This window comes from Limnobaculum xujianqingii, assembly GCF_013394855.1.
GTDB lineage: Bacteria > Pseudomonadota > Gammaproteobacteria > Enterobacterales > Enterobacteriaceae > Limnobaculum > Limnobaculum xujianqingii.
Genome location: NZ_JABMLK010000001.1, coordinates 56,601 through 76,674 on the forward strand (window position 1 = coordinate 56,601; position 20,074 = coordinate 76,674).

Consider the following 20,074-nt stretch of genomic DNA (forward strand, 5'->3'; position numbering starts at 1 on the left):
TCAGGGTTGTTGTAATGGACTACAGTGGTAATTTTCATGGAGGATTTGCAGTGAAAAAGGATGTACCCATTTGCCATCACTGTGATGAAAGCAGTGGAATAAAAAAGCATGGTATTACTGCGGCGGGGTTTCAACGTTATTTTTGTATGTTGTGTAAACGGTCGTTTCAAACGGGCTACACCTATAAAGGGCGAGAACAACACATTGCCGGGCAGATTGAAAGACTGTTGCTTGATGGTTTAACCCCTGAACAAATTAGTGAAGAAATTCAGGTTGAATTTAATACCGTAAAACAACACGTTAAGAAATTATCACTCCTGGCAGATTGATTAGTATTTTATTGATTTATATGAATTATTATTAAGGCCACTATTCGCGTAGTGGCTTTTTTTATAGGTGTTTGTTCCTGCCATTATTCCCCTTTTAATCACCATATATAGTAATTTCGTGGTCAATTATCCATTAATTGTGTTGTTTTTTTTATAGCGATCGTGTTGTTATTATTTATTAGCGTTACTATTTTCACTGGATTTATTTTATTAATCTGTTCGCTTTGTCGCTTGTTTTCTTATTGATGGATAGGACTGTTTTATATTGTTTATTTCAAATGTGGGGATTTAAATAGACACCTTTTGTTCAATAAATGGTCCTTTTGTTGTTTTTTATAAGATTGGCTATTTTAAATGTTAATGTAACAGATGTTATTATTTTTTATTGCACTGTTTTTTATGTTTTCAATTGGGTTGTTTATTTATATTTAATTGATAAATAACTCATGGTCATAAGATTTTTGTCTTGTTGTTTTGTTTGTTCAATCATTTGATTGTAAAGAGTATTTAAGTTTTCTATCTGTGTTGTTTTTAAATTGCGTTGCTTTTTAAAATATTCTATTAAACTATCATTGGTTTACGTGTTGATTTTATCTTGATTAAGTGGATTTTTTTATTCAAATAATAATATGAATATTTATTGATTATATGAAATTCATTTGTTTTTTTTATTCAATATAACCTTTAAATAAAACTGCTCAGAATTGCCCATTCAGATTTCCTGCCTGAAAAACACACCAGCAAAAGAATAAAGAACTGAAATATGTTTTATAAAAAAATCATTCGATCGCGCAATGTGTTGCAGGTGGGGTAATATAACGCGTGAATGTGTGTTATTTGTGCAGACTTAATGTGTGGATTTTGTTTTAGTGTTTAGCGCGGAACGCGAGAGACTTTCAGGAAATATGTAAGGATAAAGGAGTTATTCTAGTATGAATACGAATGCCAGTTTATTGGTAAACACAGGAAGCGGCCCTTCTCAGGTAGTATCCCTCAACTCAGGTAAGCCCATCAAGATTAAGATTCAGCCGGGCAATAAATACCTTCTCAAGAATCAAGATGATAACTATGCGCCAGAGAACGTAACTCTGCAGCGTAATGGTGACGATCTGTACGTGATTCTGGAAGGGGATTCAGCTCCTGCAATCGTTATTGAGGATTACTATGTATCCGGCGATAACACGCCGTTACTGGGTATGGCAGAGGATGGCCAGGTTTATGCCTATGTAATCACGGATGGTTCGGGTTTGGGTGATGGCTACCTGTTTAACGACGGTAGCTTTGCACCCGCTGCCCTTGGCGGAATGCCAATGGGTGACGGTACTTATCTGTTTGAAAATACAGAAAGCAATGACTTTGGACTACTGGCTTTATGGCCTTGGTTTCTGGGCGCAGCCGTTATCGGTGGTATTGTCGGCAATGCCATTTACGAGCACAACAAAGATGATGGTTCCTCCCCGGCACCAACCCCGGCTTCTGTACCAACGCTGAGCGGCGCAACGGATGCGACCGGCGATATTACAGGGCCAATTTCTTATGGCTCCTCCACGGATGAAACTAAACCAACCCTTTTTGGTACCGGTGACGCAGGTAACACCATTACCATTTACGACAATGGCAAAGCCATTGGTTCTGCCGTTGTTGGTGCGGATGGTAACTGGAGTTTCACACCAGAAACCGCGTTAAGTGAAGGTTCTCATAAAATTACCATCACCCAGACCAATCCTGAGGGCCAAACCAGCAGCGAGTCTGACGATTTTACTTTTATCGTTGATACCGTAGCGCCGAACAAGCCAATGTTTGAAGCGCTGGATGATGTGGGCGCCATTCAGGGCCCAATCGCCAACGGTGCAACTACCGATGACGCCCGTCCTGAATTCACTGGCAAAGGCGAAGCGGGTAGCACCATCACGATTTATATCGATGGCAAAGAAGCGGGTAAAACCACCATTGGTTCAGATGGCACCTGGAGCTGGACACCAACTGAAGATCTGGCAGATGGTCACTATCAGGTTACCGTAACGGAAACCGACACCGCCGGTAATACCAGCGCAACCTCTCCAACCTTTGATTTTAATGTCGACACCACTGCACCAGATAAGCCACCGCGCATGGAAGCCTACGATGATGTGGGTGATAAAACCGGGCTTATTGAAAACGGTGATATTACCGATGATGCTCAACCTGAGCTGAAAGGCTGGGGTGAAGCCGGTAACACCGTTATTATTTATGATAATGGCAATGAAATTGGGCGTGCCACCATTGGTGACGACGGTACCTGGAGCTTTACGCCAGAAACGGCATTAAGTGAAGGCAGCCACAGCATTACTTATACCCAAACGGACAAAGCCGGTAACGTCAGTGAACCTTCTGACTCCCGCGATTTCACCGTTGATACTTCAGGCGTTAATGCGCCAGATTCTATCACCATCATGGATAACACCGGCGACATTACCGGTCCAATCAAATCTGGTGATAAGACGGATGAAACAACACCAGAATTCTCTGGTAAAGGCACTCCGGGCGGCATCATCACCATTTATGACAATGATGAGCCTATCGGCAGCGTAGTGATTGATGAAGATGGCACCTGGAGCCTGATCCCGGATGTTGCTCTGGAAGAGGGTAGTCACAGTATTACTACCACTGAAACCAGCAAATCCGGTAACGAAAGTGAGCCTTCCGCACCAATCGATTTTGTGGTGGATACGACCCCTCCTGCTAAACCTGAAATTGGTGGCGTGATCGATAACACCGGAGATAAGACCGGCCCAATCACCTCTGGTGAACCAACGGATGAAAAACAGCCGGAGTTCAGCGGTGAAGGCGAACCGGGCAGCACCATTGTTATCAAAGACAAAGATGGCGAAATCATCGGTAGCTCTATCGTCGACGAAGATGGCAACTGGACCGTGAAGCCAGAGCAGCCGCTGGAAGAAGGTTCTAACGAACTGGTGATCGTGGAGATCGACGAAGCGGGCAACGAAAGTGATCCATCCGATCCGTTTGAAGTGGTGGTGGATACCACACCTCCAGCCAAACCAGAAATCGGTGGTGTGACGGATAACACCGGAGATAAGACCGGCCCTATCACCTCCGGTGAACCAACGGATGAAAAACAGCCGGAGTTCAGCGGCGAAGGCGAACCGGGCAGCACCATCGTTATCAAAGACAAAGATGGTGAAATCATCGGTAGTTCCATTGTTGATGAAGACGGCAACTGGACCGTGAAGCCAGAGCAACCGCTGGAAGAAGGTTCTAACGAACTGGTGATCGTAGAAATCGACGAAGCCGGTAACGAAAGTGACCCGTCCGATCCGTTTGAAGTGGTGGTGGATACGACCCCTCCTGCTAAACCTGAAATTGGTGGCGTGATCGATAACACCGGAGATAAGACCGGCCCAATCACCTCTGGTGAACCAACGGATGAAAAACAGCCGGAGTTCAGCGGTGAAGGCGAACCGGGCAGCACCATTGTTATCAAAGACAAAGATGGCGAAATCATCGGTAGCTCTATCGTCGACGAAGATGGCAACTGGACCGTGAAGCCAGAGCAGCCGCTGGAAGAAGGTTCTAACGAACTGGTGATCGTTGAGATCGACGAAGCGGGCAACGAAAGTGATCCATCCGATCCGTTTGAAGTGGTGGTGGATACGACCCCTCCAGCCAAACCAGAAATCGGTGGTGTCATCGATAACACCGGTGATAAGACCGGCCCAATCACCTCTGGTGAACCAACGGATGAAAAACAGCCGGAGTTCAACGGTGAAGGCGAACCGGGCAGCACCATCGTTATCAAAGACAAAGATGGCGAAATCATCGGTAGCTCTATCGTTGATGAAGACGGCAACTGGACAGTAAAACCAGACCAGCCGTTGGAAGAAGGTTCTAACGAACTGGTGATCGTAGAAATCGACACTGCGGGCAACGAAAGTGATCCATCTGACGTGTTTGACGTGGTGGTGGATACCATTGCACCAGAAAAACCAACCATTGGTGGCGTAACGGATAACACCGGTAGCATCACTGGCCCAATTAATTCAGGCGACGTGACTGATGAAACCCGTCCTGAATTCAATGGTAAAGGTGAACCTGGCAGCACTATCACTATCAAAGATGCAGAAACTGGCGAAGTGCTGGGAACTGCAACCGTTGATGAAGATGGCAACTGGACCGTTCAGCCAGAAACCGACCTGGGTGAAGGCAATCATAGCCTGGTGGTTACTGAAACTGACAAAGCGGGTAACGAAAGTGAGCCGTCCGATCCAATCGAGTTTGAAGTGGATACCACTGCGCCAGCTAAGCCGGAGCTAGGTGGTGTATACGATAACGAAGGTGATATCACCGGTATGATTAAACCGGGTGATGAAACCGACGATAAGACCCCAACCTTCACCGGTGAAGGCGAGCCGGGTAACACTATTACCGTTAAGGACGGCGATAAGGTTATTGGTACCGCTATCGTTGATGAAAACGGTGCCTGGACTTATACCCCTGAAACTGAGCTGGGTGATGGACCGCACAGCATTACTGTGACCGAAACCGATAAAGCGGGTAACGAAAGCGATCCGTCTGACAGCTTTGATTTTGTGGTGGACACTACACCTCCAGACGCAAAAGATCTGTCTATTACTGGTGTAATGGATAACTACGGTGAAATTACCGGTAATATCACCAATGGTGGTGCTACCGACGACAGCCGCCCGGTTATCAGCGGTACCGGTACCGCTGGCGATACCATCATCCTGTATGTGAACGATGGCACCGGCAACCATGAAATTGGTCGCGGTACTGTGGGTTCTGACGGCAAGTGGAGCATTCAACCAGAAGCGCCATTACTGCCGGGCAGCAACCAGTTCACTGCGGTTGAAATGGATACTGCAGGCAACAAAACTGATCCAAGTAATCAGTACACCGTGACGCTGGACGTTTCCCGTCCAAGCGAGCCGGTAATTGTTAACGTGCTGGATAACGCGGGTGATATTGTGGGTCCATTGCAGAAAGGCGATGTGACTGATGATAACCAACCAACCATCACCGGTACTGCTGAAGCAGGCTACACCATCCGTATTTATGATGGTGCTACCCTGTTAGGTACAGCGACGGCTGACAGCAAAGGCGTCTGGACATTTATTCCGGATACCGTACTGGCTGACGGCAAGCACAATATCACAGCGACTGCCACCAGTCCGGTTGGTCAAACCAGCGATAAGACCGGTATCTTCAACTTTGAAGTGGATACCAAAGCGCCAGATGCAGTTGAAAATCTGGTGGTGAGCGATAACGTTGGTGATTATCAGGATCCACTGAAAGATGGTGATACCACTGATGACAACACCCCAACCTTCAGCGGTAAAGCGGAAGCGGGCAGCACGGTAACTATCTATGCGGATGGTAAAGTGCTGGGTACAGCTAAAGTTGATGGCGAAGGTAAGTGGACGTTTACACCAGACTCCAAACTGGAAGATGGTACTTATAACTTCACCACCACCGTGACCGACAAAGCGGGTAACATCAATCCGGATGGCCCGGGCCTGTCCCTGACGGTTGATACCTCAACCGATCCGGTCAGCATTACTGCATTGATCGATGATGTAGGTACCGTGACCGGCAATATCACTGCCAATGGTGTGACTGACGATACCAAACCGGAAATTACCGGTGAAGGTAAGCCAGGGGCGACCATCAAGGTCTATGACGGTACAACCCTGCTGGGTGAAACCACGGTGAAAGCCAACGGTAGCTGGAGCTTCACGCCATCCACTGAACTGAAAGAAGGTGCTCACAGCATTACGGTCACTATGACTGATAAAGCGGGCAACCTGACTGGTCCAACGGCGGCGTTTGACTTCACTGTTGATACCACTGCACCAACAGTACCAACTATTGAGTTTGCAGACGATGACGTGGGTAGCAAACAAGGTTTGTTAACCAGCGGCAGCATGACCGATGACTCCACGCCAACCCTGAAAGGTACGGCAGAGAAAGGCAGCCTGGTCACCATTTATGACAATGGTCAGTTCCTGGGCACCGCAACAGCCGATGAGACTACCGGCGAGTGGAGCTTCACGCCATCGACCCCAATCAGTGAAGGCGAGCACAAGTTCCATGTGACCGCGACTGATGCTGCGGGTAACGTGAGTGATCCTTCTACAGACTTCCTGTTGACGACCGACTATACCGGTCCGGATGCAGCTAATCTGAAGATCACCGGCGTGGCTGATAACTACGGTGAAATTACCGGCAATATCGAAAACGGTAAAGCCACCGATGACAGCCGTCCAACCATTCAGGGTACCGGTACTGCTGGCGATACCATCATTGTGTACGCAGAAGATGCCACCGGTAAGCATGAAATCGGTAGCACCACTGTCGGTTCTGACGGTAAGTGGAGCCTGCAACCTGAAGCGCCATTACTGCCGGGTGAGAACAAGTTCACTGCGGTAGAAATCGATCCAGTGGGTAACTTCACCGATCCAAGCGCTGAGTACGTCATCACGCTGGATATGTCACGTCCAACCGAGCCAGTAATTGTTAACGTGCTGGATAACGAAGGTTCAGTGACCGGTCCATTACAAAAAGGTGATGTGACGGATGATACCAAACCGGTTATCACAGGTACCTCCGAAGCAGGTTATCTGGTACGCATCTATGACGGTGCAACGCTGATTGGTTCCACCACCGCTGATAGCAAAGGCGTCTGGACATTTACTCCAGATACCGCGCTGGCGGACGGTAAACACAACATCACCGCAACGGCGACCAGCCCGCTGGGACAAACCAGTAACCCAACCGGTATCTTCAACTTTGAAGTCGATACCAAGGCTCCGGACTCGGTTGAAAACCTGCAAGTGTTCGATAACGTGGGTGACAAGCAGGGTTACATTCTGGATGGTGATACCACCGATGACGCTACGCCAACCTTTAGTGGTAAAGCAGAACCGGGCAGTACGGTCACTATCTATGATAACGGTAATGCCATTGGTACTGCCAAAGTCGATAGTGAAGGTAACTGGTCATATACGCCGGACAGCAACCTGCCGGACGGTGAGCATATCTTTACCACTTCTGTCACCGATAAAGCCGGTAATATCAATACCGATGGCCCATCGCTGACTATTACTATCGATACCAGCGGTGTTGAAGTTAGCATTAGCGCGTTGGTTGATAACGTCGGCGATATTACCGGCAATATCACACCAAACGGCGTGACTGACGATACTAAACCGGAAATCACCGGTGAAGGTAAAGCGGGCAGCACCATCACTATTTATGATGGCTCAACCAAACTGGGTGAAACCACGGTGAAAGCCGATGGTACCTGGAGCTTTACGCCAGAAACTGCGCTGAAAGAAGGCTCACACAGCATCACTGTCATTGCTCAGGATAAAGCGGGTAATACCAGCGATCGCTCTTCTGCGTTTGAATTCACCGTAGATACCACTGCACCAACGGTACCAACTATTGAGTTTGCAGACGATGATGTGGGTAGTAAACAAGGGTTGTTAACCAGCGGCAGTATGACCGATGACTCTACGCCAACCCTGAAAGGTACAGCAGAGAAAGGCAGCCTGGTCACCATTTATGACAATGGTCAGTTCCTGGGCACTGCAACTGCTGATGAAACTACCGGCGAGTGGAGCTTCACGCCATCTACCCCAATCAGTGAAGGCGAGCACAAGTTCCATGTGACCGCGACTGATGCCGCGGGTAACGTGAGTGATCCTTCTACAGACTTCCTGTTGACGACCGACTATACCGGTCCGGATGCAGCTAATCTGAAGATCACCGGCGTGGAAGATAATTACGGTCTGGTGACCGGAAATATCGAAAACGGTAAAGCCACCGATGACAGCCGTCCAACCATTCACGGTACCGGTACTGCTGGCGATACCATCATCGTGTACGCAGAAGATGCGACAGGTAAACATGAAATCGGCAGCACCACTGTTGGCGCTGACGGTAAGTGGAGCCTGGAACCAACTGCGCCATTACTGCCGGGTGAGAACAAGTTCACTGCGGTAGAAATTGACCCGGTAGGTAACTTCACCGATCCAAGCGCTGAGTACGTCATCACGCTGGATATGTCACGTCCAACTGAGCCAGTGATTGTAAACATTCTGGATAATGAAGGTTCAGTGACCGGTCCATTACAAAAAGGTGATGTGACTGACGACACCAAACCAGTTATTACCGGTACCTCTGAAGCAGGCTATCTGGTTCGTATTTACGACAACGGTAAAGAAATTGGTTCTGTCACTGCGAATGACAAAGGCGTCTGGACGTTTGAGCCATCAACAGCATTAGCTGAAGGTAAGCACAACATCACCGCAACGGCGACCAGTCCGCTGGGACAAGTCAGTGAACCAACCGGTATCTTCAACTTTGAAGTGGATACCAAGGCACCGAACTCGGTTGAAAACCTGCAAATCTACGATAACGTGGGTGATAAACAGGGTTACATCCTGGATGGTGATACCACCGATGACGCTACGCCAACCTTCAGCGGCAAAGCGGAAGCAGGCAGCACGGTTACTATCTATGACAACGGTAATGCCATTGGTTCTGCCAAGGCAGACAGTAACGGTAACTGGTCATTTACTCCGGACAGCAATCTGCCGGACGGTGAGCATATCTTCACTTCTTCCGTGACAGATAAAGCGGGTAACGTCAGCACGGATAACCCATCTCTGACTATCACTATTGATACCAGCGGTGTTGAAGTTAGTATTAGTGCATTGGTTGATAACGTCGGCGATATTACCGACAATATCACACCAAACGGCGTGACCGACGATACTAAACCGGAAATTACCGGTGAAGGTAAAGCGGGCAGCACCATCACTATTTATGATGGTTCTGTAAAACTGGGTGAAACCACGGTGAAAGCCGACGGTACCTGGAGCTTTACGCCAGAAACTGCGCTGAAAGAAGGCTCTCACAGCATTACCGTGATTGCTAAAGATAAAGCGGGTAATACCAGCGATCGCACCTCTGCGTTTGAATTCACTGTGGATACTACCGCACCAACCAGGCCAACTATTGACTGGGCTGACGATGATGTGGGCAGTAAAAAGGGTGAGTTACTCACGGGTAGCATGACTGATGACTCTACACCAACTCTGCACGGTACTGCTGAAGCAAACAGCACTGTGACCATTTACGATAATAAACAGTATCTGGGTACAGCGATCACCGACAGCGAAGGTAAGTGGAGCTATACGCCATCCACCCCAATTGAGGAAGGTGCGCATAACTTCCATGTGACGGCAACGGATAAGGCGGGTAACGTTAGTACTCCTTCAGCCGATTTCGTGCTGACTACTGACTATACTGCACCAAATGCTGATGCACTGAAAATCACCGGTGTTGAAGATAACTTTGGTTTAGTCACCGGTAATATCGAAGCCGGTAAAGTGACTGACGATCAGCGTCCAACTATCCACGGTACCGGTACTGCCGGTGACACCATTGTGGTTTCTGTGAAAGATGCACAGGGTGAGCGTGAGTTGGGTACTGCCATTGTTAAAGACGACGGCACCTGGAGCCTGCGTCCGGATACTATTCTGAACAGCGGTAATAATGAGTTTACTGCGGTGGAATACGACCCGGTAGGCAACAACGTTGGTCCAAGCAACAGTTATGACATCAACGTATCTGTGACTCCACCACAGCCGCCAACCATTGTTAACATCGTTGACAATGAAGGTCCGTACACCGGCCCGTTACAGAAAGGCGATGTGATTGATGATAACCAGCCAGTCATCACCGGTACTGCGGTGCCAAATGGTAAAGTCACCATCTATAACAACGGTAAAGTGCTGGGTACTGCTGACGTTGATAACGAAGGTAACTGGACATTTATTCCAGAGCCACCGCTGGCTGACGGTAAGTACAATATTACTGCTGATGCGACCAACACTATCGGTCAGGTGAGTAACCCAACCGGTATCTGGAACTTTGAAGTGGATACCACGCCTCCGGATGCCATCAAAGATCTGGTTATTCTGGATAACGTGGGCCAGGTACAGGATCCGCTGACCGACGGTATGACTACCGATGATGATACGCCAACCTTCAGCGGTACTGCTGAATCGGCAGGCAGTCTGGTCACCATCTACGACGACGGCGTAGCCATTGGCTCCGTGGTTGCCGGTGAAGGCGGCAAGTGGTCCTACACCCCAAGCACTCCGCTGGATAATGGTGATTATAAGTTTAGCACCACGGTAACCGATAAAGCAGGTAACACCGGCGATCACAGCCCGGTCGTTAACATCACCATTGATACCACTAACGTACCGGTATCACTGGACAAGATTGTTGATGACTACGGTAACGAAGGCAACCTGCCGGAAAATATCAGCAAAGGTGGCGTGACCAACGACACCCAGCCTGAGTTTATCGGTCGCGGTAAGCCGGACAGCACTATCTCTATCTTTAACGGTAGCGAGAAGCTGGGCGAAACCACGGTGAAAGCTGATGGTAGCTGGACCTTTACACCTTCCACGCCGTTGCCGGAAGGCACCTACAACATCGTTGTTTACCAGAAAGATCCGGCGGGTAATGATGCAGATACCGGTGCAGCATGGCAGTTCACGGTAGATACCACCCCACCAGCCAAGCCAACCATTGAGTGGGCGGAAGATGATGTGGGCGATGTCACCGCACCTCTGTATAACAACGGCGCTACCGATGACCAGACGCCAACCCTGCACGGTAAAGCCGAGCCGGGCAGCATCGTTAAGATTTATCTGGACGGTAATGTCTATCTGGGTGATGCCAAGATGGAAAGCGACGGTAGCTGGAGCTTTACACCGACCACGCAAATTCCTGAAGGTCAGCATCAGTTCCATGTCACGGCTACCGATGCAGCCGGTAACGTCAGTGAACCTTCAGACAACTTCAATCTGGAAGTGGATATCACTCCTCCGGATGCGGATGCGCTGAAGATCACCGGTGTGGAAGATAACTACGGCTCTGTCACCGGTAATATCGAAGCCGGTAAAGACACCGACGACCAGCGTCCAACCATTCACGGTACCGGTACTGCCGGTGACAAGATTGTGGTGACGGTAAAAGATGCACAGGGCGAGCGTACCCTGGGTACCGCCATTGTTAAAGACGACGGCACCTGGAGCCTGCGTCCGGAGACGGTGCTGAACAGCGGTAACAATGAGTTTACTGCTACAGAATACGATCCGGTCGGCAACAAGGTTGGCCCAAGCAATGCCTATGATGTGAACGTGTCGGTGACACCGCCACAGCCGCCAACCATTGTTAATATCGTTGATAATGAAGGCCCGTACACCGGCCCGTTACAGAAAGGCGATGTGATTGATGATAACCAGCCAGTCATCACCGGTACTGCGGTGGCGAACGGTAAAGTGACCATCTATAACAACGGTAAAGTATTGGGTACGGCGGACGTTGACAGCAAAGGTAACTGGACATTTATTCCGGAGCCACCGCTGGCTGACGGCAAGTACAACATTACGGCGGATGCCACCAACACTATTGGTCAGGTCAGTAGTCCAACCGGTATCTGGAACTTTGAAGTGGATACCACGCCTCCGGCCGCCATCGACGACCTGTTGATCCTGGATAACGTAGGTAAGGTACAGGATCCACTGACCGACGGCATGACCACCGATGACGACACGCCAACCTTCAGCGGCACCGCTGAATCGGCAGGTTGTCTGGTGACCATCTATAACGACGGCGTAGCCATTGGCTCCGTGGTTGCCGGTGAAGACGGTAAGTGGTCCTACACCCCAAGTACACCGCTGGATGATGGCGACTATAAGTTTAGCACCACGGTAAGGGATAAAGCGGGTAACACCGGCGATCACAGCCCGGTTGTTAACATCACCATCGATACCAAAGAAGTGCCGGTATCACTGGACAAGATTGTTGATGACTACGGTAACGAAGGCAATCTGCCGGAAAACATCAGCAAAGGTGGCGTGACCAACGACACCCAGCCTGAGTTTATCGGTCGCGGTAAGCCGGACAGCACTATCTCTATCTTTAACGGTAGTGAGAAACTGGGTGAAACCACGGTGAAAGCCGACGGTAGCTGGAGCTTTACGCCATCCACACCACTGCCGGAAGGTACCTACAATATTGTTGTCTACCAGAAAGACCCGGCAGGTAACGAAGATGATACCGGTACCGCATGGCAGTTTACGGTAGATACCACCCCACCAGCCAAGCCAACCATTGACTGGGCAGAAGACGATGTGGGCGATGTCACCGATCCGCTGTATAACAACGGCGCCACCGATGACCAGACGCCAACCCTGCACGGTAAAGCCGAGCCGGGCAGCATCGTTAAAGTCTATGTGGATGGTGGCTATCTGGGTACCGCCAAGATGGAAAGCGATGGTAACTGGACCTTCACGCCAAGCACTCAGTTGCCGGAAGGTCAGCATTACTTCCATGTCACGGCCACCGATGCAGCCGGTAACACCAGTCTGCCTTCAGACAACTTCAATCTGGAAGTGGATATCACCCCTCCGGATGCGGATGCGCTGAAGATCACCGGTGTGGAAGATAACTTCGGTTCAGTCACCGGTAATATCGAGTCCGGTAAAGTGACCGATGATACCCGTCCGACCATTCACGGTACCGGTACTGCCGGTGACAAGATTGTGGTGACGGTGAAAGATGCGCTGGGTGAGCGTACGCTGGGTACTGCCATTGTTCAGGAAGATGGCACCTGGAGCCTGCGTCCGGAAGGTGTTCTGAGCAGCGGTAACAATGAGTTTACTGCGACAGAATATGACCCGGTAGGCAACAAAGTTGGCCCAAGCAATGCCTATGAGGTAACGGTCTCTACTACACCACCGCAACAACCAACTATCGAACGTGTAGTTGATAACGAAGGTGATGGTAAAACATCGTTTACCGGCGCACTGCAAAAAGGTGACCTGACCGATGACAGCACACCAACTATTGAGGGTACTGCTGAGCCGCACACCACGGTAACCATCTATAACAATGGTCAGGAAATTGGTACGGCGATCACCGATGAAAACGGTAAGTGGACGTTTACACCAGAAAGCGCACTGCCGGACGGTAAGTACAACATTACCGCCGATGCCACCAACGCTATCGGTCAAACCAGTGAGAAGACTGGTATCTGGAACTTTGAAATTGATACCAAAGCACCGGATGCCGTGAAGAACCTGGAGATCATTGATAACGAGGGTGCTGTCACCGGACCATTGAAAAATGGCGATACCACCGATGACTCAACGCCAACCTTCAACGGTACGGCAGAGTCTGAAGGTTGTCTGGTTATCGTTTATGACGATGGCAAGGTAATTGGTTCTGTGGTTGCTGGTGAAAACGGCAAGTGGTCTTATACCCCGTCTTCATTACCGGATGGTAGCTATAAGTTCACCACCACGGTAACCGACCCGGCGGGTAATACCAGTGAGCACAGCCCGGTAGTAAACATCATCATCGATACTTCAAAAGTAGAGGTGAAGATTGAATACCTGTACGACGATCAGGGCACGATCACCGGTAAGATCGCTGAAGGCGGCTTCACCGACGATACTCGTCCGGATATTCACGGTACCGGTAAAGCGGGCAGCACTATTGTCATCTATGACGGTGAAAATGAGCTGGGCAGAACTACCGTGAAAACGGATGGTACCTGGACTTATACACCGGGTAGTGATTTAGGACAGGGCAAACACGCTATCAGCGTAGAAGCTATCGATAAGGCGGGTAACACCTCCGATCGTACTGCTGCGTTTGAGTTCAGTGTTGATACTGTTCCTCCTGGCCGTCCGACCATTGACTGGGCTGACGATGACGTGGGCACGGTGACCGATCCGTTATATCACGGCAGCAAAACCGATGACCCAACGCCAACCCTGCATGGCACCGCCGATAAGGGCAGTATCGTCCATGTCTATATGGATAATGATACCTACTTAGGTACGGCGAAGATGGATAACACTGCCGGTACCTGGAGCTTCACGCCGTCTTCTAACCTGGAAGAAGGTAGCCATACCTTCTACGTGATTGCAAAAGATACTGCGGGTAACGAAAGTAACCGCTCCACCAACTTTACGCTGGAACTGGATCTGACGCCGCCGGATATTACCAAGCTGAAGATCACCGAAGTTATCGACAATGTCGGTGTTACCATTGGTGATGTAGGCGACGGTAATTTCACCGATGACAGCCGTCCAACCATTAAGGGTACCGGTACTGCCGGCGACACCATCTATGTTTATGTCTCCTATGAAGGAGGCAAAGAAACACTGGTGGGAACCGCAACCGTTGACACCAATGGCAACTGGAGTCTGCGTCCGGATGAAGCCCATGCACTGTTGGAAGGTAACAACGTTCTGACCGCGAAAGAGCGCGATCCGGTAGGTAACGAAGTGGGACCAAATGGCTCGTACACCATTATTCTGGACGGTACGCCAATTACCCCACCAGTACTGGAAAGAGTTCTGGATGATGTGGGTACAGTGACAGCCGATCTGAAGAGCGGTGACTCTACCGATGATACCCAACCGGTATTTGAAGGTAAGGCAGCGGCCAACAGCATCGTTAAGATGTATGACGGTACCACTCTGCTGGGTAGTGCGAAGGCCGATGCTTCCGGTAACTGGAGCCTGACGCCGGATCAGCCAATGAAGAACGGTGAAAGTTATAATCTGACCTTTACTGCGACTTCAACCATTGGTCAGGTGAGTGAACCTACCAGTCCGGCATTTGTGCTGAACATCGATACCACAGCACCAGCGCCGGTGGAAAACCTGCTGATTACCGATAACGTCGGCGATTATCAGGGTCCGTTGAAAAATGGTGATACCACCGATGACGCAACGCCAACCTTCGAAGGTAAGGCTGAGCCGGGTAGCGTGGTAACCATCTACAATGATGGCGTAGCGATTGGCTCGGCTAAAGTGGGCGATAACGGAACCTGGGCATTTACACCAGAGACCGATTTACCGGATGGTAAATACAAGTTCACTACCACCGTTACCGACAAAGCCGGCAACATGGGCGATGCAACTCCGGTAGTCAATATCACCATTGATACCAGTACTCTGAGCGTCAAGATTGACAAGTTGATTGATGATGTGGGTGCGGTAACAGGCGATATTCAGGCCAATGGCTTTACTGACGATCTGCGTCCGGAAATCGTGGGTACCGTCAGCAAACCTGGCAGCACCGTAACGGTTTACATCGATGGTGTGGATCAGGGTACCGCAACGGTTGATGCTGATGGCAATTGGAGCTATACGCCAACCACCGATCTGGGTCAGGGTGAGCATAAGGTAACGGTTATTGCCAAAGATCCATCTGGCAATGTCACCGATATGAGTCCGGAATTTATCTTCACTATCGATAATATTCCACCGGCTCTGCCAACCATTGAGAAAGCCGTGGATAACGTCGGCGATATCACTGGCGATATGAAGTCTGGTGCGTTTACTGATGACAGCACGCCAACGCTGGAAGGTACAGCAGAGAAAGGCAGTACTGTTACTGTTTACGATAAAAACACCGGCTTGCCGATCGGTAGCGTAGTCGCCAACGATCAAGGTCAGTGGAGCTACGAATTACCAGAGCAGGCTGATGGTCGTCACGACTACTATGTCATTGCCTCTGATAAAGCGGGCAACACCAGTCAGCCAACCCCTGACTTTACGTTGAATATCGATACGCAAGGTCCGGTAGGCGATAACCTGAAGTTGCTTCATGTCATTGATAACGTAGGTAACATTACCGGTGAACTGACTTCCGGCAGTGGTACAGACGATAGTCGTCCTGAGCTGAAAGGTACGGCTAACGAAGTGGGTAACACCATTATCATCTATGCAACGGATGAAAGTGGCGTCACTCGCGAAGTGGGTCGCACTACGGTAGACGTGAATCGTGAATGGTCTCATGAGTTAGTGAATGCGCTGGCTGACGGTAGCTACAAGCTGAAAGTTGTTGAGATGGATGCAGCCGGTAACAAGACTGCGCCAACACCAGACTTTGAGCTGCTTATCGACACCACGATCCCGACGGCCATAGCGACCATCAATAATATGACCGATGACGTGGGACCGATTACCGGTAACCTGCCAACCGACTCTTATACTGATGACAGCACGCCTCGCCTGAACGGTTCTATTGCCGGAACGTTGGGTGCTAACGATAAGGTGACGATTTACGAGAAAGCGACTAATGGTGTACTGACCGAGATCGGTACTGCCACCATGCTTGACAGTAACCGTTGGCAGTTCGACATTCCACCGGGAACATTAGTGGGTGGTAACAAGCACACTTATGTTGCTGCAGTGACTAACAAAGTCGGTACATCCAGTACGCCATCGTCTGACTTTGTGATGACCAGCGTTGTGGAAATCAACAGTGATACCACGCTGGATACCACACCGGTTATCAGTGGTCGTATTCCGTACGCGCTGGAGTCTGGTTCATAAATGACAGTGACCGTTAACGGTAAGACCTACAGCTCCTTAACCGGCGCAGTCGTAGTGGATGCGGTTAACCTGACCTGGTATGTGCAGATCCCTGACAGCGATGCACTGGCAGTGAAGACCTATGATGTTGACGCACGCATTATCAGTGAGCTGGGCGGTACTACCGATAAGACCAGCGGTGAACTGACAATTGCCCCAACGCCACCAGTAATTATCGAAGTTGACGGTGTTGACGGTAACAACAAAGGTACTTCCTACACCATGAACAACCAGGGTGGGTGGCAGCTGTTCACCAACCAGGCTGTACTGGATAGTAGTGCGACCGATAACAGTACCATTGGTCAGTTTGATAAGACTATTCTGACGCCTAACACCGGTGGTGCAGGTAACGGGTCTGGCAGTATGAACATGGTGCAGAACTCCACGTTCGTTGACTTTAACCGTGATGGTTATATGGATATTCTGGGTATTGATAGCCGTTATTCCAACGGTCAGCAGATGTTCATTAACAACGGTGATGGTACCTATACCGCTAAACAGATGGCTGATAGTTACGCCCCTGGTGATGACCTGGCTAACACCTATAGCTGGTTCGGTGGTATTGCCGCTATCGACCTGATGGGTGATGGTTATGTTGACGTCATTATTGGTGACCAGACACCAAACGATGCTAACGCAACGGGTGGTTATAACTCACAAATCGTTCTGAACAACGGTGGTGTGTTTATTAAAGATGACTGGTACACCGATTCTCGTTCAAACGGTGGCAAGAACACTGGTAACGCCACGTTTGGTCAGGAACTGTCAGGTGTCGACCTGGATAACAACGGTACAATTGACGTTGTATTCCACGAAAGGGCTGGTAGTAACAAGCTGGGTGCGGCAGATGGTAGCGGTACAACTAACAGTAGTAATAACCGTTTAGTTGTGGCGAAGAACGACGGAGACGGCAAACTGTGGACTTCACAGATGGTTACTGATGTCTTCCGCGACAATGGTGCTACTCCGAACCTTGCTAACGAACCGTCTATGACCTGGGCCGATTTCAACGGTGATGGTTATATGGACTTGTTCCTTGGCTCGGTAATGGGTAACTCGACAACATCTGTTAACAATACTATCTACTTTAACGATGGTAAGGGTAATCTGAGCTCAACCAACCCTACTGGCATTGGTACTTCTACTGGAACCTATCAGTTTAATGACAAGGTAATGGGTGGTGCTTCTGTAGCGGTGGACTGGAACGGCGACGGTAAGATGGACATCATCGAAGCGCCGCAAATTGGTGATGGAACGTCAAACTCCAGCCAGGTGTCCGGTACCGTTAATATGTACACCAATACTACGTCTGGTAGCTCGGTAAGCTTTGGTACTACCTATATGCAGGTGGACTCTAGCAACAACGGTAAGTTTGTTGCCAATGAATCTGCCGGCACGGTGTTCAAAGGCGGTATCGGCTCTACTGGTACCGTAGCAGGTAACCCAATTACCGGTATGATCAGTGTCGATCTGGACTACGATGGTGTGAAAGATCTGCTGGTCTTCACCTCGAAAGGTCAGACTACCTATGTCCATAACGATAACAAGGTTGCTCACGGAACCAGTCTGCATCTGCGCATTGTGGATGCTCAGGGCCTAACCATCTTCTACGGCAACACCGTACAGTTGGTTGACTCAAGCGGTAAGGTTGTAGCGACCCAGATAATCAACCCGCAGTCCGGTGGACAGACCAACGACAGTTCCAGCGTGGTGGACTTCTACGGCCTGAATCCAAACGAAACCTATAGCGTTGTGCTGTTACGCAATGTAATGGGCGTTTCTCAGGATGTGGGGGGTATTGCTCAGGTTGGTACTAACGTGATTGAGAACGTTAACCTGGGTTGGGCCAACATCAAGGCTGGCGCATCTAACGAAGCGCTAATCCTGACTGCTGAGTCCGGCACTAACTCTGCCGACACACTGAGTAGTGGCATTGTAGGTACCGGCTATAACGATACCTTTATCGCCACTCAGGGCACCAAAACCTATGAAGGTGGTGGTGGTACTACCGAAATGTCCAACTATAAGACCTGGACAGATACTGGTGGTATGGACATCGTTGACTTCAAACTGGCAGGAAGCACAGCTCTGAACATCAATATGATGAATAAGAGCTCGCAATTCACCGGCTGGAACTATGTCACGCTGAAAAACATTGAAGGCCTTGCTGGCGGTGCTGGTAATGACACCTTCACTGATGACGCAGGTGACAACGTGTTTGAAGGTCGCGGCGGCAACGACACCTTTAACTTGCTTAACGGTGGTCGTGACACCCTGCTGTATAAACCACAAGTAGGTTCTAACGGTGATAACCGTGGCGGCAACGGCACTGACGTGGTGAACGGCTTTACGCTGGGCGCCTGGGAAGCAACGCCGGATGCTGACCGTATCGACGTTAGCGAAATGCTGGTGGGTTATACCTTCGGTGGCGGTGCCAAGTGGATCAACGGCGTGGCAACCATGGAGTCAGGCGAAACCATCGGCGAATACCTGAAGGTGGTGATTTCTGGTAGCGATACCCTGATCTACATTGACCGTGATGGTAATGGAGGTGCTTACGGCTCCGAACTGTTACTAACGCTGAAAGATGTACAGACCGATCTGATAACGCTACTGGCTAACCATCAGTTAGAAGTGGATAACAGCGACACCGTCGGTATGTCTGCGACGACCAGCGAATTCCAGGCTCTTACGCAAATGTTTACTGCGGGTAACGACATTCTGTTCGGTACTGAGCAGGAAGACGTTCTGCTGGGCGGTCTGGGCAACGACACCTTTATCAATATCGGTAAAGGGGATCAGGTATCCGGTGGTGACGGTAACGACATCATCAAGATTATCTCTACAGACTTCGCTTCCATTTCCGGTGATGAGGGAATCGACACCCTGATCCTGGATACCACTGGCGAACTGTTAGACCTGAGTGCGTTGAAAGACAAGCTGAGCTCAGTGGAGATCTTCGATATGGGTAATGGTAACAACACCATGAACGTATCGCTGGAAGATGTCCTGCGCCTGGGATCAGAAGAACTGGCAATTAACAGTGGTAACAAAGCGATCGTGGTTAATGGTGAAGCTGGCAGTACCCTGCAGTTAGACGGTACTGACGGTCAGTGGACCATGTCGCAAAGCAATTACCAGTATCAAGGCAACACCTATAACGTCTGGACTTCAGGTACCTCAGGTATCGAAGTACTGGTCGAGAATACGGTGAACCCGGTCATCCTGTAATGGCTTAACCGA

General features: G+C 49.7%; 3 protein-coding genes. All 3 read left to right on the forward strand.

Translation table 11 applies throughout. The annotated features are described in order from the left end of the window. Positions 1–14 precede the first annotated feature (14 nt). Entirely contained in the window at positions 15–329 is a 315-nt protein-coding gene (locus GOL65_RS00165; protein ID WP_179038092.1) for an IS1 family transposase, read from the forward strand. A 932-nt stretch (positions 330–1,261) separates the two neighbouring features. After that, positions 1,262–16,792: an Ig-like domain-containing protein gene (locus tag GOL65_RS00170; protein WP_179038093.1), complete on the forward strand. Its 15,531-nt coding sequence runs from the start codon at positions 1,262–1,264 to the stop codon at positions 16,790–16,792. After that, positions 16,793–20,062, forward strand: a complete 3,270-nt coding sequence (locus GOL65_RS00175; RefSeq protein WP_179038094.1) for an FG-GAP repeat domain-containing protein — start codon at positions 16,793–16,795, stop codon at positions 20,060–20,062. Positions 20,063–20,074: the final 12 nt, after the last annotated feature.

What these genes read in the sequence shown, in the direction of transcription:
- GOL65_RS00165 (WP_179038092.1), top strand. Translation starts at nt 15, where the DNA reads ATGGACTACAGTGGTAATTTTCATGGAGGATTTGCAGTGAAAAAGGAT.
- GOL65_RS00175 (WP_179038094.1), top strand. Translation starts at nt 16,793, where the DNA reads ATGACAGTGACCGTTAACGGTAAGACCTACAGCTCCTTAACCGGCGCA.
- GOL65_RS00170 (WP_179038093.1), top strand. Translation starts at nt 1,262, where the DNA reads ATGAATACGAATGCCAGTTTATTGGTAAACACAGGAAGCGGCCCTTCT.